Source organism: Streptomyces rectiviolaceus, assembly GCF_039533825.1.
GTDB classification, from domain to species: Bacteria; Actinomycetota; Actinomycetes; order Streptomycetales; family Streptomycetaceae; genus Streptomyces; species Streptomyces rectiviolaceus.
In genome coordinates, this window is record NZ_BAAAUG010000145.1 from 1 (window position 1) to 23463 (window position 23463).

Annotated in this window: 27 protein-coding genes, 1 pseudogene and 1 riboswitch; of the genes and pseudogenes, 16 read left to right on the forward strand and 12 right to left on the reverse strand. The window is 69.3% G+C overall.

Annotated elements, in window-relative coordinates; all coding sequences use genetic code 11:
* The first annotated feature begins 142 nt into the window (after positions 1-142).
* The 4 genes from ABD378_RS33510 to ABD378_RS33525 all read left to right on the forward strand — a co-directional run bounded on the left by ABD378_RS33510 (position 143) and on the right by ABD378_RS33525 (position 3219).
* Complete coding sequence (locus ABD378_RS33510; RefSeq protein WP_344527171.1) at positions 143-784, forward strand: class F sortase; 642 nt, start codon at positions 143-145, stop codon at positions 782-784.
* A gap of 72 nt (positions 785-856) precedes the next feature.
* Entirely contained in the window at positions 857-1450 is a 594-nt protein-coding gene (locus ABD378_RS33515; protein WP_344527173.1) for a DinB family protein, read from the forward strand.
* A gap of 183 nt (positions 1451-1633) precedes the next feature.
* Positions 1634-2212: a dihydrofolate reductase family protein gene (locus ABD378_RS33520; protein ID WP_344527175.1), complete on the forward strand. Its 579-nt coding sequence runs from the start codon at positions 1634-1636 to the stop codon at positions 2210-2212.
* Positions 2213-2343: 131 nt separating this feature from the next.
* Positions 2344-3219 carry a trypsin-like serine peptidase gene (locus ABD378_RS33525; protein ID WP_344527177.1) on the forward strand — a complete coding sequence of 292 codons (876 nt, stop codon included), beginning with the start codon at positions 2344-2346 and terminating at the stop codon, positions 3217-3219.
* Positions 3220-3229: 10 nt separating this feature from the next.
* On the opposite strand, the gene ABD378_RS33530 is transcribed toward ABD378_RS33525, so the two are convergent.
* Positions 3230-4036, reverse strand: a complete 807-nt coding sequence (locus tag ABD378_RS33530; protein WP_344527179.1) for a DUF4389 domain-containing protein — start codon at positions 4034-4036, stop codon at positions 3230-3232.
* A gap of 106 nt (positions 4037-4142) precedes the next feature.
* Positions 4143-5066 carry an RNA polymerase sigma-70 factor gene (locus tag ABD378_RS33535; protein ID WP_344527181.1) on the reverse strand — a complete coding sequence of 308 codons (924 nt, stop codon included), beginning with the start codon at positions 5064-5066 and terminating at the stop codon, positions 4143-4145.
* Between the two features lie 199 nt (positions 5067-5265).
* Between ABD378_RS33535 and ABD378_RS33540 the strand changes: the two genes are divergently transcribed.
* Together ABD378_RS33540 and ABD378_RS33545 are read left to right on the forward strand one after the other, a co-directional pair.
* Positions 5266-5751, forward strand: a complete 486-nt coding sequence (locus ABD378_RS33540) for a carboxymuconolactone decarboxylase family protein (protein ID WP_344527183.1) — start codon at positions 5266-5268, stop codon at positions 5749-5751.
* A 144-nt stretch (positions 5752-5895) separates the two neighbouring features.
* Entirely contained in the window at positions 5896-6222 is a 327-nt protein-coding gene (locus ABD378_RS33545; protein WP_344527185.1) for an Rv3488 family transcriptional regulator, read from the forward strand.
* A gap of 18 nt (positions 6223-6240) precedes the next feature.
* On the opposite strand, the gene ABD378_RS33550 is transcribed toward ABD378_RS33545, so the two are convergent.
* On the reverse strand, positions 6241-7518 hold the full coding sequence (locus ABD378_RS33550; protein WP_344527187.1) for an APC family permease: 1278 nt from the start codon (positions 7516-7518) through the stop codon (positions 6241-6243).
* Positions 7519-7836: 318 nt separating this feature from the next.
* On the opposite strand from ABD378_RS33550, the gene ABD378_RS33555 reads away from it, so the two are divergent.
* The 3 genes from ABD378_RS33555 (at position 7837) to ABD378_RS33565 (ending at position 10186) form a co-directional block, all read left to right on the forward strand.
* Positions 7837-8385 (forward strand): hypothetical protein, encoded by a 549-nt coding sequence (locus ABD378_RS33555; RefSeq protein ID WP_344527189.1) that lies wholly within the window; start codon positions 7837-7839, stop codon positions 8383-8385.
* Positions 8386-8490: 105 nt separating this feature from the next.
* Positions 8491-9684, forward strand: a complete 1194-nt coding sequence (locus ABD378_RS33560) for an FAD-dependent oxidoreductase (protein ID WP_344527191.1) — start codon at positions 8491-8493, stop codon at positions 9682-9684.
* Between the two features lie 97 nt (positions 9685-9781).
* Complete coding sequence (locus tag ABD378_RS33565; protein WP_344527193.1) at positions 9782-10186, forward strand: nuclear transport factor 2 family protein; 405 nt, start codon at positions 9782-9784, stop codon at positions 10184-10186.
* A gap of 53 nt (positions 10187-10239) precedes the next feature.
* Here the strand turns inward: ABD378_RS33565 and ABD378_RS33570 are convergent, their stop codons facing one another.
* Complete coding sequence (locus tag ABD378_RS33570) at positions 10240-10866, reverse strand: hypothetical protein (RefSeq protein ID WP_344527195.1); 627 nt, start codon at positions 10864-10866, stop codon at positions 10240-10242.
* Positions 10867-10970: 104 nt separating this feature from the next.
* Between ABD378_RS33570 and ABD378_RS33575 the strand changes: the two are divergent.
* Positions 10971-11120, forward strand: a pseudogene (locus ABD378_RS33575) (IS630 family transposase); the annotation flags it as partial.
* On the opposite strand, the gene ABD378_RS33580 reads toward ABD378_RS33575, so the two are convergent.
* Entirely contained in the window at positions 11121-11480 is a 360-nt protein-coding gene (locus ABD378_RS33580) for a nuclear transport factor 2 family protein (RefSeq protein ID WP_344527197.1), read from the reverse strand. It abuts the pseudogene before it with no gap.
* Between the two features lie 24 nt (positions 11481-11504).
* Positions 11505-12290 (reverse strand): SDR family oxidoreductase, encoded by a 786-nt coding sequence (locus tag ABD378_RS33585; protein WP_344527199.1) that lies wholly within the window; start codon positions 12288-12290, stop codon positions 11505-11507.
* Between the two features lie 108 nt (positions 12291-12398).
* Here ABD378_RS33585 and ABD378_RS33590 point away from each other — a divergent pair, with 108 nt between their 5' ends.
* Positions 12399-12905 (forward strand): winged helix-turn-helix transcriptional regulator, encoded by a 507-nt coding sequence (locus tag ABD378_RS33590; protein WP_344527201.1) that lies wholly within the window; start codon positions 12399-12401, stop codon positions 12903-12905.
* 36 nt (positions 12906-12941) lie between these two features.
* Here the strand turns inward: ABD378_RS33590 and ABD378_RS33595 are convergent, their stop codons facing one another.
* Positions 12942-14147 (reverse strand): erythromycin esterase family protein, encoded by a 1206-nt coding sequence (locus ABD378_RS33595; RefSeq protein WP_344527203.1) that lies wholly within the window; start codon positions 14145-14147, stop codon positions 12942-12944.
* Between the two features lie 58 nt (positions 14148-14205).
* Between ABD378_RS33595 and ABD378_RS33600 the strand changes: the two genes are divergently transcribed.
* Both ABD378_RS33600 and ABD378_RS33605 read left to right on the forward strand, forming a co-directional pair.
* Complete coding sequence (locus ABD378_RS33600; protein WP_344527205.1) at positions 14206-14976, forward strand: TioE family transcriptional regulator; 771 nt, start codon at positions 14206-14208, stop codon at positions 14974-14976.
* A 326-nt stretch (positions 14977-15302) separates the two neighbouring features.
* Complete coding sequence (locus ABD378_RS33605) at positions 15303-16439, forward strand: FAD-dependent oxidoreductase (protein WP_344527207.1); 1137 nt, start codon at positions 15303-15305, stop codon at positions 16437-16439.
* Positions 16440-16476: 37 nt separating this feature from the next.
* Here the strand turns inward: ABD378_RS33605 and ABD378_RS33610 are convergent, their stop codons facing one another.
* The 3 genes from ABD378_RS33610 to ABD378_RS33620 form a co-directional block, all read right to left on the reverse strand.
* Positions 16477-16737, reverse strand: a complete 261-nt coding sequence (locus ABD378_RS33610; RefSeq protein ID WP_344527209.1) for a hypothetical protein — start codon at positions 16735-16737, stop codon at positions 16477-16479.
* A gap of 98 nt (positions 16738-16835) precedes the next feature.
* Entirely contained in the window at positions 16836-17747 is a 912-nt protein-coding gene (locus ABD378_RS33615; RefSeq protein ID WP_344527211.1) for a hypothetical protein, read from the reverse strand.
* 191 nt (positions 17748-17938) lie between these two features.
* Positions 17939-18889, reverse strand: a complete 951-nt coding sequence (locus tag ABD378_RS33620) for a GlxA family transcriptional regulator (protein ID WP_344527213.1) — start codon at positions 18887-18889, stop codon at positions 17939-17941.
* A gap of 71 nt (positions 18890-18960) precedes the next feature.
* Between ABD378_RS33620 and ABD378_RS33625 the strand changes: the two genes are divergently transcribed.
* The 3 genes from ABD378_RS33625 (at position 18961) to ABD378_RS33635 (ending at position 22279) form a co-directional block, all read left to right on the forward strand.
* Positions 18961-19875: an alpha/beta fold hydrolase gene (locus ABD378_RS33625; RefSeq protein ID WP_344527215.1), complete on the forward strand. Its 915-nt coding sequence runs from the start codon at positions 18961-18963 to the stop codon at positions 19873-19875.
* 59 nt (positions 19876-19934) lie between these two features.
* Positions 19935-20774, forward strand: a complete 840-nt coding sequence (locus ABD378_RS33630; RefSeq protein ID WP_344527217.1) for an endonuclease/exonuclease/phosphatase family protein — start codon at positions 19935-19937, stop codon at positions 20772-20774.
* 609 nt (positions 20775-21383) lie between these two features.
* Positions 21384-21548, forward strand: a riboswitch (cyclic di-AMP (ydaO/yuaA leader).
* Positions 21549-21550: 2 nt separating this feature from the next.
* On the forward strand, positions 21551-22279 hold the full coding sequence (locus ABD378_RS33635) for a LysM peptidoglycan-binding domain-containing protein (RefSeq protein WP_344527219.1): 729 nt from the start codon (positions 21551-21553) through the stop codon (positions 22277-22279).
* A 32-nt stretch (positions 22280-22311) separates the two neighbouring features.
* Here the strand turns inward: ABD378_RS33635 and ABD378_RS33640 are convergent, their stop codons facing one another.
* Both ABD378_RS33640 and ABD378_RS33645 read right to left on the reverse strand, forming a co-directional pair.
* The gene (locus ABD378_RS33640) at positions 22312-23049 is read right to left on the reverse strand and encodes a VOC family protein (protein WP_344527221.1); all 738 of its coding nucleotides are present in this window, start codon (positions 23047-23049) and stop codon (positions 22312-22314) included.
* Positions 23050-23174: 125 nt separating this feature from the next.
* Positions 23175-23463 (reverse strand): hypothetical protein (locus tag ABD378_RS33645; protein WP_344527222.1); only part of this gene is annotated, 289 nt, incomplete at its 5' end.

The following is a 23463-nucleotide window of genomic DNA, read 5'->3' on the forward strand; positions in this document are numbered from 1 at the left end:
TCGCCGTCGCGGCCGCCGCCGGCTTCGCGCTGCGTCGCCGCTCGAACAGCGGCCGGCGCTAGCACCGCGTGTCCTCACGCCGCTCTGCCGCGGCTGATGCGCGCGGCAGAGCGGCCTGGTCCTGCTGGAGGGAACGGTGCTTGTGGCCGCTACCGATACCCCGCGCCGCTCCCCCGCCGTGCGGGCGCTCAAGGGCCTCGTACTGACCCTTGCGGCAACCACCACATTTGCCTTCGCCGTGAGTGAGCAGCACGCCGGCCCGCCCCAGCCCGCCATGGCCGATGGCCATGCACGAGCCGCCACGGCAGCCACGCGGGCCGCCGCTCCCCTGCCGGCCTCCCGGCCGCTCAGGGTCACCGTCCCCGCCATTCGCGTCGACGCGCCTCTGATGGACCTCGGCCTCGAGGACTCCGGGCGGCTGGCGGCCCCACCCGAGATCGACAAGAACCTCGCAGGCTGGTGGGCAGGCGGCCCCGCCCCCGGCGCCCAGGGCACCGCCGTCATCGCCGGCCATGTCGACGTCCCCAACGGCCCCGCCGTCTTCTACGACCTCGGCGCCCTGACCCCCGGCATGAAGATCGGCATCTCCCGCGAAGACGGCACGAAAGCCCGCTTCATCGTCGACGGCGTCGACGTGTACGACGCCGACAACTTCCCCGACGACAAGGTCTACGCCGACACCGGACGCCCCGAGCTCCGCCTCATCACCTGCGGCGGTGGCTTCGACAAACAGCGTCAGCAGTACGAGGGCAACGTCGTCATCGCCGCCCACCTCGTCGGCTGAAGCGTGGTTCCGTTCGCAGCGAGCGGTGGAAAGGCGGTGGACAAAGATCACGCGAGCGGCAGACTGGCCCCCATGACCGCACCGGATCCCAAAGCTGACCTCCACCATTACTTGCAGACCGCCCGTGATGCCCTGCTGTGGAAGCTCGAAGGCCTCTCGGAGTACGACATCCGCCGCCCGCTGACGCCGACCGGCACGAACCTCCTGGGCCTGGTGAAGCACGCGGCCGGCGTGGAGCTCGGCTACCTCGGCGACACCTTCGGACGGCCGTCCGGCGAGCCGCTGCCCTGGCTCGATGAGGGTGCTGAGCCCAACGGGGACATGTGGGCGACCGCGGACGAGTCACGGAAGCACATCGTGGAGCTCTACCGCCGGGCGTGGGCCCACGCGGACGCGACGATCGACGCGGTGCCGCTGACAACGACCGGCAGGGTGCCGTGGTGGCCCGACAGCGCGGACGAAGTGACGTTGCATCATGCCGTAGTACGAGTGATCGCCGACACGCACCGGCACGCGGGGCACGCCGATATCCTCCGGGAGCTCATGGACGGCGCCGTCGGGATGAACAAGGGCAACGACAGCCTGCCGCCGGGCGACTCGGCATGGTGGGAGAACCATCGAAGCCGGTTGGAGCGTGCGGCTCAGGAAGCCGGCCAGGAGGCGTGACTCAAGACGATCGCGGGTGAGCTGCGGCGCCGGACACGACTGTGCCGAGTCACCTGAATGGCATACGTGGATTGCCGCACGCCCGGGCCTCGCCAAGGCTCGCAGGAGCGGGAGCGATGAGTCTCGCCGTGTTTGCCGGTCTGTATTCCCGACACGCGATCGACCGCACTCGAGGAGAGCCTCATGACCGCCACCTACACTTTCGACGTCTTCTCCAGCCTCGACGGCTTCGGCGCCGCCGGCGGCGACTGGACCGGCTACTGGGGCAAGCAAGGCCCCGAGCTCCTCGACCACCGCCTCTCCCTGTACGACGAGGAGCAGCGGATGGTCTTCGGGGCCCATACGTACCGGGCGTTCGCGCAGATGCTGGCCGAGAGCACCGAAGAGTCCGACGTGCGTGACCCATGGGTCACGCGGATGAGGAACCTGCCGGCAACGGTGGTGTCGACCACGCTGGAAGGCCCCCTCGACTGGCCGGATGCGAACGTCGCGAGCGGCGATGCCGTCGACGTCGTCGCCCGGCTCAAGAAGGAGTCCGATGTGCCGTTGCGCTCGCACGGCAGCCTGTCGATGAACCGGGCGCTGATGGCCGCCGGTCTGGTCGACCGTGTCCAGGTGACCCTCTTCCCTGTGATCACCGGTCGGACCGGCCTTGACCCGATCTTCCAGGGTGCGGCCGACTTCGACCTCGAGCTGATCGAGCACCGGACGCTCGACGGCCACATCCAAGAACTCATCTACCGGCCCACCCTGCACGCCTGAGTCCGTCCGTGCACCCCGCCCCACCTGCGGGGCCGGGCTCTCGACGCGCGGCTCGTCCGGACCTCGCATAACGTCGTCTCCGGGGTGTGTCCCGAGCCCATGAGCTGGATGTGGGCAAGGAGGTGGAAGGCATGCATCGGATCGTTGCGCCCGCGCTGGCCGCCGCCACCATCGTGGCCGTCGGGGCCGGAAGCCCTACCGGCAGTACGCCGAGCGGTGAGGCGGCGCTCAGTACGGCGAAGTTCACCGCGGACGAGCGCCGCGAGACGCTCTCCTACTGGACGGCGGACCGGATGCGCAAGGTCGCCGCCGGTGTCGAGCTCGGGCACGACGCCGCGTCCGTCAAGGCCTGGCGCGGCGAGGCCATGAAGACGGTGGGTCGGCTCTTCTTCACCAACGAGAAGGGCCAGGACTCCTATTGCACCGCCACCGCGGTCCAGAGCCGCAACCGTTCCGCGGTGATGACCGCCGGGCACTGCGTACAACTGCCCGCCTCCCCTGGCAACCACTACAGCAGCATGGTCTTCGTGCCGGGCTACACCGAAGGCAAGCGCCCGTACGGGACGTTCGTGGTGCGGGCGGTCATGATGCCGCGCAGCTGGGAGCACGACGCCAAGAACGACATCGCCGTCGCCGTGGTGGACCCACAGAAGGGCGAGGCACTGACCGACGCGGTCGGCGGGCAGGCTCTGGCCCATGACCGCAAGCCCGGCGGCAAGGTGACCGTCTTCGGCTATCCCGACAGCCAGGAGCAGCACGGCGAGCGGCTGATGTACTGCGGGGGCACCACGTCGAAGACGCCCGACGGTACGCAGAGCGTGCGCTGCCCGATGGAGGGCGGGGCCAGCGGCGGGCCCTGGCTGGCCGACTTCGAGGAGAAGTCGGGGCTGGGCAAGCTGGTGTCCGTGAACAGCTCCGGCGACGCGATGGAGGGTGGCTCGGTCATCCGGGGCGAGGTCCTGGGCCCGGTGGCGGACGAACTCCACGCACAGGCCGAGCAGTTGTGACTCCGTCTGCTCAGGGGTTCGGTAGCCCGGCGTGGGCCGTTCGCGTGTCGCCGTCGTCGGAGTCGGAGTCGGAGTCGTAGTCGACGGAGGCGTTCACCGTGTGGCCGGCCAGGCCCAGCAGCAGGAACAGCACGACGAGAACCTTGGCCGCTGTGTCGAGCAGCAGCGGCCGGGTGCCGGACCGGACGTCCTGAGCAGGTACCGGCTCGTCGCCGAACAGCCGCTTGGGGTAGGCGGGCGTGAGCAGGTGGGCGTACGCGTCCAGACGCATGGTGTACCGGGCGACGGCAGCCGTCGCGGTGTACAGCGGTTCGGGAAGCCGCCCCAGGACCAGGGTGATGAGCCAGAACACCCAGCTGATCGCGTACCACCCGCTCTGCAGGAGGCTGCTGACGATCACCGCCGGGATCATCAGGATCAGCCGGAAGAACACCGCAAGACGGTTGAGCGGGGTAGGTCGGACCTCGATCTGCACCGGGTGTTGCGGCGCCGAGAAGGAGAACGGCGGATATCGGTCGACGAGGAGCGTCGCACTCGCGTTGACGCGGGTCGCGTAGGCCAGCACAGAACGGAGGAACCTGAAGATCCCGTCGGGCAATCTCCCCGTGAACAAGGCCGCGAACCAGCCGACGATCGTGACGAAGAACGCCAGGACACTCAGCACCGCGTACACCACGAACTGAGGAATCAGCAGCAACCACCGCAACAGCACGGTCCAGCGTCTCTGCCGCCCAGGAGCAGGCACGTCCAGGACCGGCAGCCACTCACTACCGCCCCCTGAGTCGGGTACGGCTCGCTGATCCCATCCTGTCGCCATGCCGCCTCCACATCACTCCGGGTCAGGTCCCCCCATGCTGCGCTCCACCAGCGACACCCGCACGACCGAAGCGGCCAATGGAGACCTGGCCCCGCCGAGCAAGCGCTCAGCGGCCCACCGCGGTCTCCCGGTCGATGCGTGACAGCTTCTCGGGGTTGCGGACGGCGTAGAGCCCGGTGATGAGGCCGCCCTCGATGCGGACCGCCAGGACGGTGTCGACCTCGCCGCCCGTACGCAGGATCAGTGCCGGATGGCCGTTGACCTGAGCCGGCCGCAAGTTCGCGGAGGTGAGCCTGCTGAGTACGTCGACCACCTTTTCGGCGCCCACTACGGGCTCCAGTGCGGCCTGTACGACTCCGCCGCCGTCGGTCAACAGCACGACGTCCGGGGCGATCATGTCGAGCAGGCGTTGCAAGTCGCCGGTTTCGACCGCCTGTTGGAAAGCCGCGAGCGCGCCGCGGGTCTGCGCCGGGGAGACGACCTCGCGCGGTCGGCGCGCCGCGACGTGGGCGCGTGCGCGGTGGGCGATCTGCCGGACGGCGGCGGGGGTCTTGTCGACGGCCTGCGCGATCTCGTCGTAATCGAGGTCGAAGACGTCGCGCAGCACGAATACGGCCCGCTCGGTCGGTGCGAGCGTCTCAAGGACGAGCAGCATCGCCATGGAGACGCTGTCGGCCAGCTCGACGTCCTCGGCGACATCGGGCGCGGTGAGCAGGGGTTCGGGCAGCCAGGGGCCGACGTAGGACTCCTTGCGCCGACGCAGCGTGCGCAGCCGGGTCAACGCCTGGCGCGTGGTGATGCGGACCAGGAAGGCACGCGGGTCCCGAACGGTGTCCTGGTCGATGTCTGCCCAGCGCAGCCAGGTCTCCTGAAGGGTGTCCTCGGCGTCGGCGGCGGAGCCGAGCATCTCGTAGGCAACGGTGAACAGCAGGTTGCGATGGGCGACGAACGCCTCGGTGGCGGAGTCTGTACCAGCGGCGTGGGGGCTGTGCCCGGTCACGCCGCCTGCTCGCTCGGTGCGCTCGTGCATGTTCCGCTCCTGCCTGTCGCGTCTCTCGTCCGTGTCACGCACAAGTCGCCGCTCCCCGCTCTTTTGTGACACGGAAGATCGGTGGCCTACGTCACATCGCCGTGCTGTCACGGGGCCGGGGCGACCGGCGACTTATGGGCATCAGGACGCTGCGCGGACGATCTGCGCGGCACACGATTCCACAGGCGAGGACGTTGTGATGGAACCCCGTATGAACCTGTTCGCGAACGAGACCGGCGCCAAGATCGGTAAGCGGATATTCGCCGTCAGCCAGGTGATCCAGGAGTCGCCGCTGCCCAAGCCCACCCAGGAGTTGGTGCAGCTGCGCGCCAGCCAGATCAACGGATGCGGCTTCTGCGCCGACATCCACGGCAAGGACGCCGCAGCCGCGGGCGAGACCGCGGCCCGCCTGAACCTGGTCGCCACCTGGCGTCACTCCACCGTGTTCACCGAGGCCGAGCGCGCCGCGCTGGCCCTCACCGAGGAAGGCACCCGCATCATCGACGGCTACGAGGGTGTCTCTGACGAGACGTGGGCCCAGGTCCGCAAGCACTACGACGACGACGAAACCATCGCGCTGGTCTCCCTGATCGCCATGATCAACGCGACTAACCGGCTAGGCGTGATCCTCAACAACCAGGGCGGCGCCTACGAGCCCGGCAATCTCGCCACCATCGCCGGCTGAGCAGGCGCGGGGCGGCCCTGGTGGCCCCTGCCTCGTGTCCCGAGCGGGGCGGGGGCCACTCCCCCGATCACGGCCCTGAGGACTAGACTCGGAGTCCGATATCGGTTCCGTCACCCTTGGTGCGACGGTGTGGAGGTGGGTGGAGTGCGAGAATTCCAGCGGGGCGCGGTACGGCTGCACATCCTGCATCACGCGGCACAGGAGGAGATCCACGGCGCGTGGATGACCCAGGAACTGGCCGGTCACGGCTACCAGATCAGCCCCGGCACCATGTACCCGACACTGCACCGGCTGGAGGCCGACGGACTGCTGCTCTCCGAGCAGCGGGTGGTCGACGGCCGCACGCGCCGCGTGTACTGGGCCACCGAGGCGGGGAAGCAGGCTCTGGCCGATGACCGCCGGGCGCTGAAGGAACTGGCCCGCGAAGTTCTGGGCCATGACGACCCTCACAGGCCCTCCGCAGCTCGATGAACACTGCGCCGGTCCTGGCTACGGCTCCCGGCGGGTGGTGAGCGTGCGGCGGATGCCGTAGGCGGCGGCGCCGACGGTCAGCACGGCGGCCCCGGAGATCACCGAGGAGACGGGAAGGGCGAAGGCCAGAATCAGGCAGCCGGCCAGCCCGACGACCGGAACGATCCGCGCGGGGCGCCCCTCGGCCGCGGTGAGCGTCCAGGCTGAGGCGTTGGCGACGGCGTAGTAGGCCAGCACGCCGAAGGAGGAGAAGCCGATCGCGCCGCGCACGTCGGTCGTCGCCGCGACCGCCGCCACTACGGCACCGACCACCAGCTCGGCGCGGTGGGGAACCTTGAACTTCGGGTGCACGGCGGCCAGGGCGTGCGGCAGATGCCGGTCGCGGGCCATGGCCAGGGTGGTGCGGGAGATGCCGAGAATCAGCGCCAAGAGCGAGCCGAGTGCGGCAACCGCCGCGCCGATGCGGACCACTGGTGCCAGCCAGCCCACCCCGGCAGCGCGGACGGCGTCCGACAAGGGGGCGGCCGCGCCCGCCAGTTCCTCGGGGCCGAGCACCATCAGCACGGTGACGGCGACGACGGCGTAGACGACCAGAGTGATCCCGAGCGCGAGCGGGATGGCCCGGGGGATGGTGCGGGCCGGGTCGCGGACCTCTTCGCCGAGAGTGGCGATGCGCGCGTATCCCGCGAACGCGAAGAACAGCAGCCCCGCGGCTTGGAGCACTCCGCCGAACGTGGCGTCCGAGCCGAGCTCGATGCGGGCGGCATCCGCCGTTCCGGAGGTGAGCGCGGCGATCACCACGGCGGCCAGAACCGCCAGGACGATCGCGACGATCGCCCGGGTCAGCCAGGCGGACTTCTGCACCCCGGCGTAATTGACCGCGGTCAGGGCCACCACTGCCGCGACTGCGACCGCGTGTGCCTGGCCGGGCCAGACGTACGAGCCCACGGTCAGGGCCATCGCCGCGCAGGAAGCGGTCTTGCCGACGACGAACGACCACCCTGCGAGGTAGCCCCAGAAGTCGCCCAGGCGCTCACGGCCGTAGACATAGGTGCCACCGGACTGCGGGTAGCGGGCGGCCAGGCGCGCGGAGGACGTCGCGTTGCAATAGGCGACCACGGCGGCCAGGGCGAGGCCGAGCAGCAGCCCGGAGCCCGCGGCGTTCGCCGCCGGGGCGAGGGCGGCGAAGATGCCCGCGCCGATCATCGAGCCGAGGCCGATGACCACCGCGTCGGACACCCCCAGCCGACGCCGCAACTCCTGCGGCGGCCCTGCGGCGGTCGACGGCTTGTCCATGGCTCCACTCCTTGGTGCGCACACCCTGCCCGCACTGTATCGAACTCCGATATCGGGAGTCGATAGGCTACCTGGTCTCCGCTCGCGCCGGAGGGCCGAGGGCGACGGCCCTCGTCGCGGCAGGCCCACAACACCAGCCAGAAGGCGCCATTTTGGCCGCGCGGGGACCTTCTGGCCGCGATAGGAGTGACAAAGCCCGGTGCCGCGCACCATGATGACCGGGATATGACCACTTCGGCCCTAATGCCTGCTCTGCGGTTGCGTGGACGCCTGCCGTCCGCGTTGCCGATGGCTGTGTTGAGGGCCGGGATGTTCTCCTTGGCCAGCACGGTCCTCGCGATCGCCTCCCACCACTTCGTCTTCGGCGTCATGCCCTCCTGGGGCCCGCGGGCCCTGGTGGCGATGGGCCTGTTCGGTGCGGCGCTTCCGCTGTCCGCACGCCCCGTGTCCGTGGGGCGCTGGGTTGCCATCGTGTTCGGCGGACAGGCCGTCGCCTGCTGGTCGTTGCGGCAGGCGAGCAGTGGACTTACCGGCGGCGCTCGGGACGACTGGTTCCTCGTTCCTGTCCACGTGCACCAGTCGCTGATCGTCGCGCAGCTCGCGTTGACTCTCTTGGTGGCGTGCATGCTGCACGGTGCCGACTCCGCCTGCCGACGCCTCCTGCACCACGCGGGTCGCGAACTGCAGGTGGCCTGGTCCGGCTTGCTGCGTCGGCTGCGCCCCATGCTCGTCCCGTGCGCGCCCGTTCTGCCGCAGCCGCATGTGCCACGGTCGCCAGGACCGGTCCGGGCGCCTCCTGTCTCCCTTCTGCTCGCGGATGCGGTCGTACGGCGTGGGCCGCCCTCCCGGCCGCCGCTCGCCGTCTGAGCAGCGCACACCCCTGCACGGACGCGAGCGGCTTCGGCATGCCCCAATCCGCGGCTGCTTCGGCACCAGCCAGGCCACGAGCCTGGCGGCGCCAGGGAGAGATCCATGTCTGGAACCGCTGTTGTCATCGGTGCGGGCCCCTACGGCCTGTCCACCGCCGCGCACCTGAGGGCCCATGGGCTGAAGGTGAGGATCTTCGGCTCGCCCATGGCGAGTTGGCGGGAGAACATGCCGGCGGGCATGCTCCTGAAGTCACCGCCCGCCGCCTCGGCCCTGTCCGCGCCCAAGGACGGCTTCACTCTCAACGACTACCGCCGACGCACCGGCGACACCCCCTCGCTCGGCGAGGACGGCCAAGTGCCCATCGAGCTGTTCATCCGCTACGGCCTGTGGTTCCGCGACCAGTTGGTACCCGACGTCGAGGACGTCCGAGTCTCCTCGGTCGACCGGCAGGCCCACGGCTTTCGCCTCAAGCTCTCATCGGGCGAGGAACTGCAGGCCGCCGCAGTCGTCGTGGCCAGCGGCCTCACCGGCTTCGCCCACCTGCCGGCCCCGCTCGCGGCGGCCGTACCCGACGGGCCCTCCGTTCTGAGCTCCATCTCGCACAGCTCCCAGCACGCCGGACTCAGCCACTTCACCGGACGCCGCATCGTCGTCGTCGGCGGCGGCCAGTCGGCGCTGGAGAGCGCGGTCCTGCTGAAAGAGGCGGGGGCACACGTACAAGTCCTGACTCGCAGCGCGCACGCCAGGTTCGGCACGGCGCCCACCGCGGGCCCGCACTGGCAGCCCGACACCCCGCTGGGCCGCTCCTGGCCGCTGCACGCCGTCGTCAACCACGCCGCGGCGTTCCGCCTGCTGCCATCGACCACCCGCCTACGCCTGGTCAAACGCGTACTCGGGCCGTGCGGCGCCTGGTGGCTCAAGGACCGCTTCGAGGGCGTGCCGGTCATCGCAGGCCGCCACATCACCGGCGCGGCCGCAGGCCAGGGCGGCGTCACACTGATCACCACAGCCACGGACGGCCGCTCCCACTCCCTCGAAGCGGACCACGTGCTGGCGGCCACCGGCTACCGCGTCCACCTGGAGGCCCTGGACTTCCTCTCCCCGGAACTTCGCGCCGGCCTCGACCGGGCCGGCGGATACCCGCGCCTGGGCAGGGACTTCGGCTCAACTGTCCCCGGCCTGCACTTCACCGGCCTCCCGGCCGCAGGGACCTTCGGCCCTGTCCAGCGCTTCGTCTGCGGAACCAGCTTCGCCTCACCACGCCTGGCCGCGTCCGCCGCCCGCCGCTGCGGCTGAGACAAGCGCCTGCCGGGTGCGCCGAGTTGGACGACTGGCACCACGTGAGCCGCTGCGGCAGCTCACGTGGTGCGGGCAAGCTGTAATGTCGACAGACATGACAGCAGAGTCACCGGCGCAGACTGTGCAACGCTTGTTCCCGCTGCTCGCCGAGGGGAAGAGTGCGGAGGCGGCGGCGCTGTTCTCCGACTCGGTGTCGTTCTCGATCCCGCACCCGCCGGGCATTCCGTGGGTACCGGAAGTCGAATCGGCAGAGGGCATGCGGACGTTCTTCGAGCTGCTGCAGACGCATGTGCAAGCCAAGGAGTTCGACCTCCGCCAGATCATCGCCGATGGCGACGATGTAGTGCTCGTCGGGCGCATGGTCTCCGAGGTCAAGAAGACCGGCCGGGACATCGACACCGCCTTCGCCCTGCACACCACGGTCCGGGACGGGCGAATCACCCGCTACCACCTCTACGAGGACAGCTACGCGGTTGCGCAGGCCTACTTCGACGACTGACGATGCCAGGCCCACAAGCCCACAAGCCCACAACTCACGAACAGAACCAGGCGCTACTTCACGGACCACTTGAGGGGCTCCTTGTAGAACCCCTGGGAGTAGGTGACCTTGTTCACCTTGGCCTCGGCGGGGATCAGGTACGGGTCGCAGACGTTGCGCTCTTCGCCCTTCTTCCATACGTCCTCGGTCCCGAGTTCCTTGACGCCGTTGAAAAGGTTGCAGTCCTTCGGCGTGCTGCTGAGAGCGCCGATGAGGATGAACTTCGTGCCCGGGCCCGTGGGGGTCTCGACACCGACGTCGCTCATCACCGTGGGCTCTTTGACCGCGTCGCCGCCGACGTGCTTGGCGTTGACGTAGACCCAAACGACCTTCTTGCCCGCGTACTTGTCGGGCTCGTCGAGTTCGTCGAGGTCCTTCGGCTTACCCTCGACGACCTTCGTGGGCGTGATCACGAACTTGCCGGTCTTCTTGTAACGGGTGATCTCCTGAGCCGGGCCCGGCCGGCCGAGCTTCAGCGTCTTCGCGGCCTGGGTAGCGCTCGGGCGGGCGCCCTTCGACGCGTCGGTCGCTCCCGTGCCGCATGCGGTCGTGGTGCATACCGTGACGACGCCGACGGCCATCAGACCAAGATGCCGCGAGAAGTGGGTCCTGCGTCTGCGCTGGTTCCGTGGGTTAGACATAAGTGCGTACTTTATGTTGATCATGCGGCTCCGCGGGAACAGGGTCGCCGGGAGCGGGGGCGGGTGCGGACCAGGCGTCCGGCGGCTACAACGACTCCGACATCACTTGCCACCGCACTCACGGAGTGCGCTACTTCCACGGCTGCTACTCGCTCGGCGACGACCCCCTGTGGGGCGTCAACCGCCGCAGGAAGGGCGCCAGCAACACGCTGGCCGCGCTGAAGTCGATCCGTGCCGCCCGGCCCGACGGCGCCTCAGGGTTGGATGACGAGGCTTTCGATGAGGCCGTCGCGGAGGGTGAACTGGTAACGCAGATCGATGGTCCCTCCGGGGAAGTTGCCCTCGAGGTGGTGGGTGGCGATGTAGCGGGTTGCGTCGATCTGCTGGGCGCCGGTGAGGTGGATGGTGTAGGTGAATTCGGTGGTGGATCGGTCGAGCCACTCCCCGATCGCCTCGGTGCCCTCGTAGGTGTTGCCGTCGTCGATCACTGTGGCTTCGCGGGTGAACGCCGTGATCGCGGTGGCGGTGTCGTGGGCGCGGTGCGCTGTCAGGTAGCGGGTGATCACCTCGGGCAGGGTGTCCGGGGTGCTGGTTCGAGGCTGGTTGTCGTGCATGACGCTCCTTGGGTGGCGGTGGGTTCAGACGGTGGGGGTGGTGCCGCCGTCGATGACGTGTTCGGCGCCGACGATGGCCGAGGCGCGGTCGGAGACGAGGAAGGCGACAAGCTCGGCTACTTCCTCGGGCCGGTTGGGACGGCCGAGCGGAATGCCGCCCAGGGAGTCCATGAGCCGGCCCAGCGCCGCTTCCTGGGTGATGTCCGCGTCGTGGGCGATCCGGGCGACGAGGTTGTCGGCGGCCGAGGTCTGCACGAAACCGGGCGAGACGGTGTTGACGCGGACGCCGCGCGGGGCGACCTCGTTGGCCAGGCCCTTGCTGTAGGTGGTCAGGGCGGCCTTGGCGGCTGCGTAGGCCAGGGTTCCGTTCCACAGCGGCATGCGGCGCTGGATCGAGGTGACATGCACGATCACGCCCTTACCTGTGGCGATCATGTGCGGCAGGAGTGCGCGGTCCAGGCGGACGGCGGCCAGCAGGTTCGTGTTCAGCTCCCTGGCCCAGTCGTCCTCGCCGAGCGCGGCGAATCCTCCAGCGGGCGCCTGGGACCCGCCGAGGTTGTTGACCAGGATGTCGACGCCTCCCACGCGGGCGTCCACCTCGGCGGCAACGTTGGCTGCGCCCTGGGCGCTGGACAAGTCGGCGGTGATGAACGCCTTCTCCTCGACGTCGTCGGGGTGACTGCGGGCGGTGACCAGTACGGTTGCGCCGGCCTGGGTGAGACGTCGAGCGATGGCGGCTCCGGTGCCCTTGGTGCCGCCGGTGACCAGAGCGCGTCGGCCTTCGAGGGATTCGCTGATGGATGTGGTCACGGTGTGCTCCGTTCCCGGGCGCGGGCGCAGAACGCACCACTCCCGTCGTTACTGCTAGAATAGAAGCTAGTAACTTCGACTTTAGCAGTAACTGAGAGGACGGCCGCCATGGCAAGCCGGATCAGGCTGGAGGACCGGGAGTGCCCACTGTCCACGACGGTGGAACACGTAGGCGAGTGGTGGACGCTGCTGATCCTCCACGACGCTTTCGACGGCTATACGCGCTTCGACCAGTTCCAGGAGAGTCTGGGCATCTCCTCCAGCATGCTCACCACCCGACTGAAAACCCTCGTCGCCGACGGACTGCTGGAGCGCCGGCCCTACCAGACCAGCCCCGTACGCCACGAGTACGTCCTCACCGGACTCGGGCGCTCCCTCCGACCGGTGGTCGTCGCCCTGGCCGCGTGGGGCAACTCCCGCCTCACACCGGCCGAACGCAGCATGATCCTCGTCGACGCGCACAGCGGCGAGGAAGTCGAGCCCGTCGTCGTTGACGCCAAGACCGGCCGCCGACTCGACGACAGCGACACCTACGTCTTCACCGCAGGTCCTGCCGCCAGCGACGCCATGCGCCACCGATACGCGACACGACCGACCACCCCCGCGGAGGCGTAGGGCTGTCCCGAACGAGCACCGAACAGCCTCAGAGCACTAGCTGCGCGGGACATCCTTGAGGAACACGAGCGCGTCGGTCGTGGCCAGGTGGGCCGGGTCGAGCGCGGAGTAGCCGAACCAGGGAGACACGCGGGGCGCGGGCAGTGTGTCGCCTAGTGCGGTGGCCAGTTGCGGGGCGTCGATGATGCAGCGGGCCTCCGGGAGCGCGTACAGGAGCCCTTCGACGGTGTCCGGTTGCGGGGTGTCCACCCCCTGGTGCCGGATCGTACCGAGGGCCGTGGCCAGGAAGGCGTACTCCTCGCCCAGGCGGGCGCTGACGAGCGCGCCGGCGCTCCACCACTTCAGGAGCGGCTGGTTCCACATACGCATCGTGCTCTCGTCCCGCTGGAGATGGGAGTTGTGGGCATGGACCAGTGTCGGGCCCCGTTCGGCGAGGGCGAGGAGGTTGTGGGCCATCGTCTGGTCCCGCAGGCCCAACAGCCGGGTCATGCGGGCCGGTGAGGTGTCGGCCATCCAGAAGTGGTAGCGCAGGAGGCCGGTGGCCGAGCGCCCGTACAGGCGCGCTCGGTCCCAGTCGTCCCGTGAGGTCGCCTTGATCAGGTGCGGGGTCTGTACGTCGAGGAGTGCCGCCAAGTCGTCGGCGAGCAGCCGCAGTTGACAGGCCTCGGCCGACTGCCCCATGGACTCGGCCGGGTTCATCATCGCGGCCGGATTGGTCCACTGGTCGTCTGTGCCGAGCAGGCGGTGGAGGGTTTCAGCGGTGCAGGGGAGCAGCTCCGGGTCCACTCGGGTCGAGAGGTAGCCATGGAGTGCGGTGAGGGCTTGGCAGGGGCTCGCGGCGTGGGTGATCTCCAGTGGACCGTCGAAGCCGGCGAAGCGGAGCCGGTCGGACACGGGCCTGCCGTCGTTGAAGGCGCGCATCCAGCGCACGAGTTCGCGGTTGGCCGCGGAGGTGCCCCAGTCGTGGCTGAATCCGTGCTCCATGACCTCGTCGAGGGTGCCGGTCCCCGAGGTGACGTACTCGTCCACGACCAGGCCCATCGTGCAGTCGCTCTCGATCGCGATCGTCCGGTAGCCCTCCTGCTCGATGAGCTGGCGGAAGAGTTCGTTGCGCAGGTCGAGCAGTGTGTCCTCGCCGTGGGTGGGTTCGCCAAGGGCGAGCAACCGTGGCCGGGACGGGAGGAGCTTCATGACGGTGGCTGCCTCGACGGCATGGACGGTGTCCTGGATGTCAGTGGTCATGCCTTAAACGCTATCGTTGAACCCTCGGTTGAAACTTTGCTGCGGCATGGGTGGGGTCATGGGACGAAACCTTCAAAGCGAGGGAAGCAGTGAGAGAAGCGGGGGGCGGCTCAGGCCAGTCGATCTGGCGCGCGGGCACGGTCTGTCCACACAGGCGGTCAGGAACTACGAGGAGGCGGGCATCCTTCCGGCCGCCGGTCGTACACCCCACGGCTACCGCACCTATACCTCGCTGCACGCGGGGGCCCTGCGCGCGTTTCTCGCCCTGGTGCCCGGCCACGGCCACCAGACGGCGACGTCGATCATGCGGGCCGTGAACGAGGGCGCAGCCGAGGAGGCGTTCCGCCTCATCGACGAGAGCCACGCCCAACTGCTCGACGACCGGCGGACCCTCCAGGCCGTCGAGCGCGCCCTCCGCGACCTGGAGCCCGCAGGGGCGTCCGGGCCCCGGCCGACCGCGATGCCGGAGACCGGCGGCACGTTCATCGGGCCGCTGGCAGGGAAGCTCGGGATCCGGCCCGCGACGCTGCGCAAATGGGAACGCGCCGGGCTCGTGCACCCACGCCGCGACCCGCAGACCGGCTACCGCGTCTACGACGAGGCCGACGTACGGGATGCCCGGCTGGCCCACCAGCTCAGGCGGGGCGGCTATCTACTGGAGCAGATCGCCCCGCTGATCGCCCAAGTACGGTCCGCCGGCGGCCTTGAGCCGCTGGAGGCCGCCCTGCGCGACTGGCACGGCCGGCTGTCCGCCCGCGGGCGCGCGATGCTGGCCGGGGCCGCCGAGCTGGAGACGTACCTCCGCGAGCGCGGACCGGCCAGGGCCTGACATACGCCTTCGAGAGGGTCATCGACGATGACAACGGGGTGGACCGCAGTCCGCCGCAGGGAGGTCGTCGGGTCGGCCATCGCGCCCCAGCGGGGGGGCTCGTGGTGACCTGGCCCGGCCCCGTGCGAGTTCTCGCGTTGTCGGCGGTGGTCGGTGATCTGTCGGTGATCTGTCGATGGCTGCCGGGACATTGGAGCTGTCGGGGTCGGCCATCAACGGCACCGATCACCACCAACACCGCATTGCCCCGACTTACTGGAACGGCGCTCCCGGCGTGACCTGCGGGATGTCCGGCCAGCGGTCCACGATCAGGAAGGAAGCCCCCCATGACCACTGACGTCACGATCATCGGCGCCGGGCTCGGCGGCCTCACGCTCGCCCGCGTCCTGCACGTCCACGGAATACCGGCCACGGTCTACGAGGCAGAGCCCTCCCCCGCTGCGCGTTCGCAGGGCGGGATGCTCGACATCCACGACTACAACGGCCAACTGGCCCTCGAATCAGCCGACTTGTCGGACGAGTTCCGTGGCCTCATCCTGGAGGGCCGCCAGGCGATGCGGGTCCTCGCCCCGGACGGGGCCGTTCTGCACGAGATGCCCGACGACGGCACGGGCGGACGCCCCGAGGTGCAACGCGGCGAGCTGCGACAGATCCTGCTCGACGCGCTCCCGGCCGACACCGTCCAGTGGGGGCACAAGGTCAGTGGCGCCCGTACCCTCGACGAGGGCCGCCACGAGGTGACGTTCGCCGACGGCAGCACCGTCGTCACCAGCCTGCTGGTCGGCGCGGACGGCGCATGGTCACGGGTCCGGCCACTGCTCTCCACCGCCACGCCCGAGTACATCGGCAAGTCGGTTGTCGAGACCTACCTGTACGACGCCGATACCCGGCACCCTGCCGTCGCGAAGGCGGTCGGCGGCGGGGCGATGATCGCGCTCACGCCAGCCAGGGAGATCTTCGCTCACCGGGAAAGGGGCGCCACTCTGCACGCCTACGTGGGACTGTCCGAGCCGCAGGACTGGTTCGCCTCCATCGATTTCACCGATGCCGAAGCGGCCACTGCGCGGATCGCGCAGGAGTTCGGCGGCTGGGCACCGGAGCTCACGGCGCTGATCACCGGCGGCGACATCGCGCCGGCCCTGCGCCCCCTCTACGCTCTGCCGACCGGGCACCGGTGGGACCGGGTACCGGGGGTGACCCTGCTCGGCGACGCCGCCCATCTGTCGGCCCCGAACGGCGAAGGCGCCAACCTGGCCATGCTCGACGGCGCCGAACTCGGCAAGGCCCTCGCCGCGCACCGCGACGACATCGAGGCCGCGCTCACCGCATACGAGCAAGCCATGTTCCCGCGCAGCACCGAGGCCGCCATCTTTGAAGGTGCCGAGGCACATGGGGCCGACTCCGACAACAGCACGACCCACGACCTGATCGCCGCGATCACCCGGCACGAGCAGCCCCAGTAGGGCGAATTTCCTGCCCCCCCCCCCGGAACCTGCGACCTCAGATCAGTGGAGTCTTGAGCGCGGTGGGGTGGGCGGCCTGTTCCGGAACCAGTCCCAGAGGTTTTCCGGCTGAGCGTTCGGCGGTCTTGCGGGCGAGCTGGCCGACGATGCTGGTGGCGGGCTGGATCTCCTCGCGCGGTGTGCTGTGCGGCACCGTGGCCGCCACGTGGGGCGGCGCGGCGAACGCGGCGATGGTCGGCAACGCTGTGGCGGCGAGGGCACCGACGACGATGAGCAGGGCTCGCATGCGCGCGGGCACGGGAACGGTCCTTCCGTAAGGGGCGAGCGCTTGCCAAGGCCCGCCCCGGGTGAGTCCCACGGCACCCGGGGCGGACCTTGACTGGGGATGGGCCGCTGTCAGGCGGCGGGAGCCAGCTCGACCTTGCCCGGATCGGTGCTCGGGGCGACCGGCGTCGGAGCAGGAACGGTGTTGTCGGCCGGCTTCGGTGCGGGGGTGGCGTCGTCAACGGGCTTGTGCTCGGGGGTGATGTCCGGAGCAGGCGTCTGGTCATCGTCCGGGACCGGGTCCGGGGTGGGCGTCGGGTCCGGGTCAGGGGTGGGCTCCGGGTCCGGGGTGGGCGTCGGGTCCGGCGCGGGGGCGGGGTCCTCCTTGGCCTGGTCGGCCCAGGAGCTGAGCTTGCCGTCCGGGGACAGCACGACGTGGAGCCCGTTGTTCTCGCCGGAGGCGGAGCGTCCGTTGGCGTCCAGCGTGCCGATTCCGGCGCTGCCGACGCTGCCGCCGTAGATGTCGGCCTGCCAGTGGTTGGTGGAGAGCTTGTAGACCTTGGCCATGGAACCGTCGACGAGAGTGTCGATACGGACCAGCTCACGCTTGCCCGGCTTCGGCTTCGGCTTGGGCTTCGGCGTGGGCTTGGGGGCGGGCTTGGCACGGTCGGCCCAGGAGGTGACCGTTCCGCGCGGGGTGAGCTTGATGTGCAGACCGTTCAGGTTGGCCAGGGCGGTCTTGCCGAACGCGTTCAGGACGCCGACCTTCTTGCCCTTGAAGAGGATGTCGGCCTGGTACTTGCCCTTGCCGAGCTTGTAGACCTTGGCCGTGTGGCCCTTCGAGGCGAGCTTGACGGTCTTGACGTAGACGCGCTTGGTCTTGCTCTTGGACTTGGACTTGGCGTGAGCCGCAGCCTCGACCGTGGCAGCGGTGTGCGTGGGCTGCGTGGCGGCCAGAGCGCCGGAGGCGGCACCGAGAGTGATCGCCGTGGCGGCGGTAGCGGTGACAATGCTGGTGCGCAGGGCGCGAGGGGTCATACGCATGGGAATGAGGGCCCTTCAGGGTCTCGGTTTCTCGTGGAGTGGCCGCCCCGTTGCGGCGACATCTACGAAGTTACGCACCTCACATCAAACCCACCCATAAGAGATGTAACAACCAAAACGCACATAGGCCGCATATTCCTCACAGAGGCCGCCGCCCCGCCGGAAGATCTCTCGTACGCCCCCCGATGCCATCAGGTTTCGCCGAAGGTCCGTCGGTAGGCGCCGGGCGTGGTGCCGAGATGCGCCCGGAAGCGGCGGCGCAGGTTGACCGCCGAGGCCAGTCCGACCCGGGTGGCGATGGTTTCCACCGGCAGATCGGTCCGCTCGAGGAGGACCCTGGCCGCGTCGAGGCGCCGGCCGAGCAGCCACTGCCCCGGGCTTGTGCCGAGCTGTTCGGTGAACCGCCGGGCGAGGGTCCGGCCGGACAGCCCGGCATGTTCGGCGAGGCGGCCGATGGTCAGTCGCGTGTCGAGCCGCGAACCGGCCCACTCCAGCAGTGGCGCCAGTGACTCGTCCGCCCTGGCCGGTTCGGGCTGTGCGGCGTACTGGAGTTGGCTGCCCTCCCGGTGGGGCGGCAGGACCATGTTCCTGGCGACCTGGGCGGCGTATGCCGCGCCGTGGTCGGCACGCACCAGGTGCAGGCACAGGTCGATGCCCGCGCCGGTTCCGGCGCTGGTCGCCACGTCTCCGTGGTCCACGAAGAGCACATCCGGGTCCATCCGCACTGCGGGGAAGGCGGCGGCGAGCTGGGCGGCGCTGCGCCAGTGGGTGGTGGCGCGGCGGCCGTCGAGCAGTCCGGCCTGGGCGAGCACGAACGCCCCCGTGCAGATGGCGACGATCCTCGCCCCGCGCCGGTGGGCGGCCCGCAGCGCCTCGGTGACGGTCGGCGGCACCGGTGCGCCGGGCGGCTGCCAGCCGGGGACGACCACGGTGTCCGCCTCCCGCAGGGCCGCAAGGCCCGCCTCCACGAGCATCGCGAAGCCGGCGGTGGTCTGCAGGGAGCCGGGGCGCTCGGCGCAGATCCGGAAGCTGTAGCGGGCCGGCTCGTCCTGCGGAACGGTGCCGAAGACCTCGGCGGCACAGGCCAGCTCGAAGGGCGACTGGGGCGGGCTGAGCAGGGCCACCACATGATGGAGGTTCATGGCAGGAATGTACCTGTGGGTGTCTTTCTGGACTCTCGGCCGGAGCGCAGACCCCGGGTCACAGTGGTCCCATGAGTGAAGCCACCGACCCGAGAGCGCCCGAACCGCGAGTGCCCGACCCGAGAGTGCCCGACCCGAGAGTGCTGAGGACCGGCGTCCAGGTCGACGGCGAAACGGCCAGCTACCTGACCGTGGAGCGCGAAGGCCCGGCCGTGCTGCTGCTGCACGGCACGTACTGGAGCCGGGTCTGGCTTCCGGTCCTTGGCCGCCTCGCCGAGGCGGGGCTGCGGCCCATCGCGGTCGATCTCCCCGGCCTTGGGCGCTCGGGAGGCGAGCTCACCCTGGAAACGGCCACGGTCCCGGCCCTTGCGGACTGGGTGGCGCGATTCGCGTCCGCTCTGAAGCTCTCCGGGCCCATCGCCGTGGCGGGCCATGACATCGGCGGCGCCGTCGCACAGCATCTCCTCGTCCACGATCAACTGGACGTACCCCGGCTGGCCTTGGTCAACTCGGTCACCTACGACTCCTGGCCGGCGCCTCACGTGGCCCGGTTCCGGGGTACGGAGGGCGCTGCGGGGACCACGGCCGACGACGTCCTCGACGCCCGCCGGCAGGCGGTGACTGCGGCGCTGGCCGGCGCCGCCACCGAGCAGCGGATCGCGGACTATCTGGACCCGTGGACCGTTTCGCGGGTTCGCCGCTCCTGGATGGCCATGGCGGGCGCGGCCGACAGCCGTTACACCCTTGATCTCGTTCCCGCGCTGCAGCGGTCCACTGCGCCCAAACTGCTGATCTGGGGCGAGGATGACCCCTTCGAGAAGGTGGAGCACGCCGAGCGGTTCGCCTCGGAGATCCCGCGGACCACGCTCCTGCGTGTCCCCGACGCGGGGCACATCCCCACGGAGAACGCGCCCGGCCAGATCGCCCGCGCGCTCATCGACTTCCTGATCTCGCCGTGCGGCCTTGCTGACAGCCTCGTCCCATAACCTCGTGCGTAGAGACGGTAGAGACGTCAGATGACATGTGGATCCACATTGAGGAGGCAATGGTGCTCGGAAAGAGCACGCGGTTGCTCGCGGGCGCCATGACCGTGGCCTGCATCATGCTCGTCGGCCCCAGTGCACCGAGCGGTGCCCTCTTCGGCAGGTCACTGCCCGTCGACGCCGTCAGGGACGTCGTACCGAACCGGGTCATGACGTGGAACATCTGCAACCCCTGCGATGAGAACAACGTCGGCCGCGCATCGGAGATCGCCACGTATGCGCCCCAGGTGATCGGCATGCAGGAAGCGTGCGTGCGTGACGTCGAGAGGATCCGGGACTATCTGGAGAACCTTTACGGGCTGGTCTACCACGTCGAGTACGGGATGGTTCTTCAGAATTGGGGCCGCTGCGGGGGATGGCCGTGGAGTCCGGGAGGCTTCGGCCAGGCGGTCCTCTCGGCGGCGCCGATGACAGACCGCGTGAGCGTGGAGTACCCCGACGGCGGATCCGAGGACCGGGGGTACATGGCGGTCACGACCATGGTGGGCGACCGGCCCGTCCGGGTCTTCAACACCCACCTCGCCCAACGGCGTCAAGAATCAGTCCGAGCAGACCAGACCGGCGTACTCGCCGCAGCCGTCGCCCGGCACGAACGCGCAATCGTCCTCGGCGACTTCAACGCGGTGCCGGATGCCTCCGAACTCACCGGCATGTGGGGCCTGGCCGCGGACGCAGACCCCGAGTGCGGTACCACTGCCACCGGCACCTGCGAGACGACCACCGATTGGCACACCAAGTTCGACTACATCTTTCTGCGAGGCTTCGCCCCGCTCAAGCACCGCGTGAAACCCAGCCTGTACTCAGACCACCATGTCCTGCACGCCGACGTGGACCCGACTTAAGCGCCAACTCAAAACGACGGAAGACGCAATTGATACTTCGGCGGAACTGGCCGCAAACGGGCGGGCAATGAACATCGGCAAGCGCTAACGACCGTGCCACACCGCGCCGTTGGGGAGCACTTCGCACACGTACAGCCGAAGTGGCCAGCCGCTTCATCCAAGATTCAGCGAGGAGGGGCCGGGCGCGGCAGGGTCGACATTGATGGCGATACGTCCGTTTTGATACGGAGAGCGACCTTCGCGCTTTGTCCATCTTTGCACTAGAAAAGCACCTCTCCGCATCATTAATGGCGTATATAAAGTGCTGTCTGCATTGCGGGGAGCTCGCGCGAAATGGCGTGCTCTGATACGGCGTCGAACCGAATTCCAATCCGCATCCCATTCGGTGAAATGGGTCACACCGACGGCCGCGGCCCCGACAGCCGCAGAGCACAGTTTCCGTTCTGCGCAAAGAAAGTTGGGTCATTCGATCAAAGAAGGCGAGGGGTTCTGGCCGCCGGGGGCGAACCCCGCACATTCCATATTTGAATTCTGGTCTTGTTCCGTCCGGGCTTTCTCGCCTAACGTCACCGTCAATCCGGACGGAACGCCGAATCCTGCCGCTGTCCGGAAACCAACCCACCCACTCACATACGCACGGCAGGAGCGGGGGACCCAGGTAAGCCGCCGATCCGGATTCCGGAACGGCTCGGGGTGAAGTCGCATGCGCAGTGCGACCGGACATCTCCCGTCCGAACCCGACAGCTCACCTCGTAGGCGACGGAGAGGAATTCGTCATGCCTGCAAAGGGAAAGCACCGCCGACCCAAGTCCAGCTCGCTCACCCGGGGCATCGCCGCCGCGGGAACGGGCGGGGCCGTGCTCGTCCTCCCGGTGATCGGCGCGACCTCCGCCGGCGCGGCGCAGGCAGGCACCGCGCAGGCCGCCAAGGCCGCCGCCCCGAAGACCTACGTCGTCGTCGCGGGCGACACCCTCTCCAAGATCGCCCGAGAGCAGTCCCTGAGCGGCAGCTGGAAGACGCTGTACGAGGACAACCGCAGCGTCCTTGGCGACGACCCGAGGCTGATACGCCCCGGTCTCAAGCTCACCGTCAACAAGAAGGCCTCGGCCGAGCGCGCGGACCGCTCCGAGCGCAAGAACTCGCCCGCCGCCGAGCCCGCCGCTGCCCCGGCGAAGAAGTCCTACGCCAACAACCTCGACGGCTGGATCAAGGAGTCGCTGGACATCATGGCCCAGCGCGGCATCCCCGGCTCCTACGAGGGCATCCACCGCAACATCATGCGCGAGTCCTCCGGCAACCCGCTGGCCACCAACAACTGGGACTCCAACGCTGCCGCCGGGACCCCGTCCAAGGGGCTCCTGCAGGTCATCGGCCCCACGTTCGACGCCTACCACGTGCCCGGTACGTCGCTGGACAGCTTCGACCCGGTCGCCAACATCACCGCCGCCTGCAACTACGCGGCCGACCGGTACGGCTCGATCGACAATGTGAACGGCCCGTACTAGACCGCATCCCCTGCTTCTGGGAGGTGTCTCGCTCAGCCCGGGGTGAGGACGCAGAACTCGTTCTCCTCCGGGTCGGCGAGGCACGTCCACGGCACGTCGCCTTGGTTGACGTCGATGTCGATGGCGCCGAGAGCCCGCAGCCGGGACTCTTCCGCCGCTTGATCGTCACCCGGGTAGGGCCGGAGGTCGAGATGGACGCGGTTCAGCACGGTCTTCGCGTCGGGCGTGCGGAGGAACTCGAGGTACGGCCCGACGCCCTTGGCGGAGCGCAGCACCGCATGATCGTCAGTGACCTCGTGCAGAGTCCAGTCCGTCGCCTCGCCCCAGAACCGGGCCATGGTCCGCGGATCCGCGCAGTCGACCACCACCGCGGCGATCGGCCCGGTGTCCCGGTAGATCTCCCGAGGCTCCAACACGCAGAACTCGTTGCCCTCCGGATCGGCGAGGACCGTCCACGGCACTTGGCCCTGGCCCACGTCCACGGGTGTCGCGCCGAGACCCTGGAGGCGCGCGACCAACTCCGCCTGATGGGCCGCAGAGGTGGTGGCGAGATCGACGTGCACGCGGTTCTTCACCGTCTTGGGTTCCGCGACACGACAGATGTCGATGCAGACGGCGACGGGGTCGGGATAAGTGAAACCCTCGGGTTCGAGGTTGGTCACGCCCGGTCCCTCGCTGGAAACGTCCCAGCCGAGCGCCTCCGCCCAGAACTGACCGAGCGCGGAGTCATCCCGAGCCTTCATGTTGATCTGAACAAGTCGCGTCGCCATGCCGCCGATCCTATGTCCACCCGGGTACGGCGGTCAGGGCCGTCGCGCGATCCGCGACGGCCCCCCGCCAGTCACCCTCCGGCACTGCCCGCACGACCCCATCGGCGCAGACCGGTGATGACCGCTCAGCCCGGAGCAGGCGGCGCGCTTCCGGCGTCCATGGACAGGAACTCCGAGGATCGTCCGGCCTGTTGCGGCTCCTCACCGGGTCGGGCCACCTCTCCGGCGTCGGCGAGCCGGACGAGTTCGGCGAGAAAGGCCGGAGCCGCGCCGCCGTCTGTGACGGACCCTGCCGACTCCGTTGCGGGGGCGGCGATGTAGTCGGCCGTCATGGCCTGCTCAGCCCCTGCCGCGGCGGCGGGCCCGGCGTCGACGGCGCCCGCGGCGGCGGCCCCACGCGCCACGGAGAGCTGC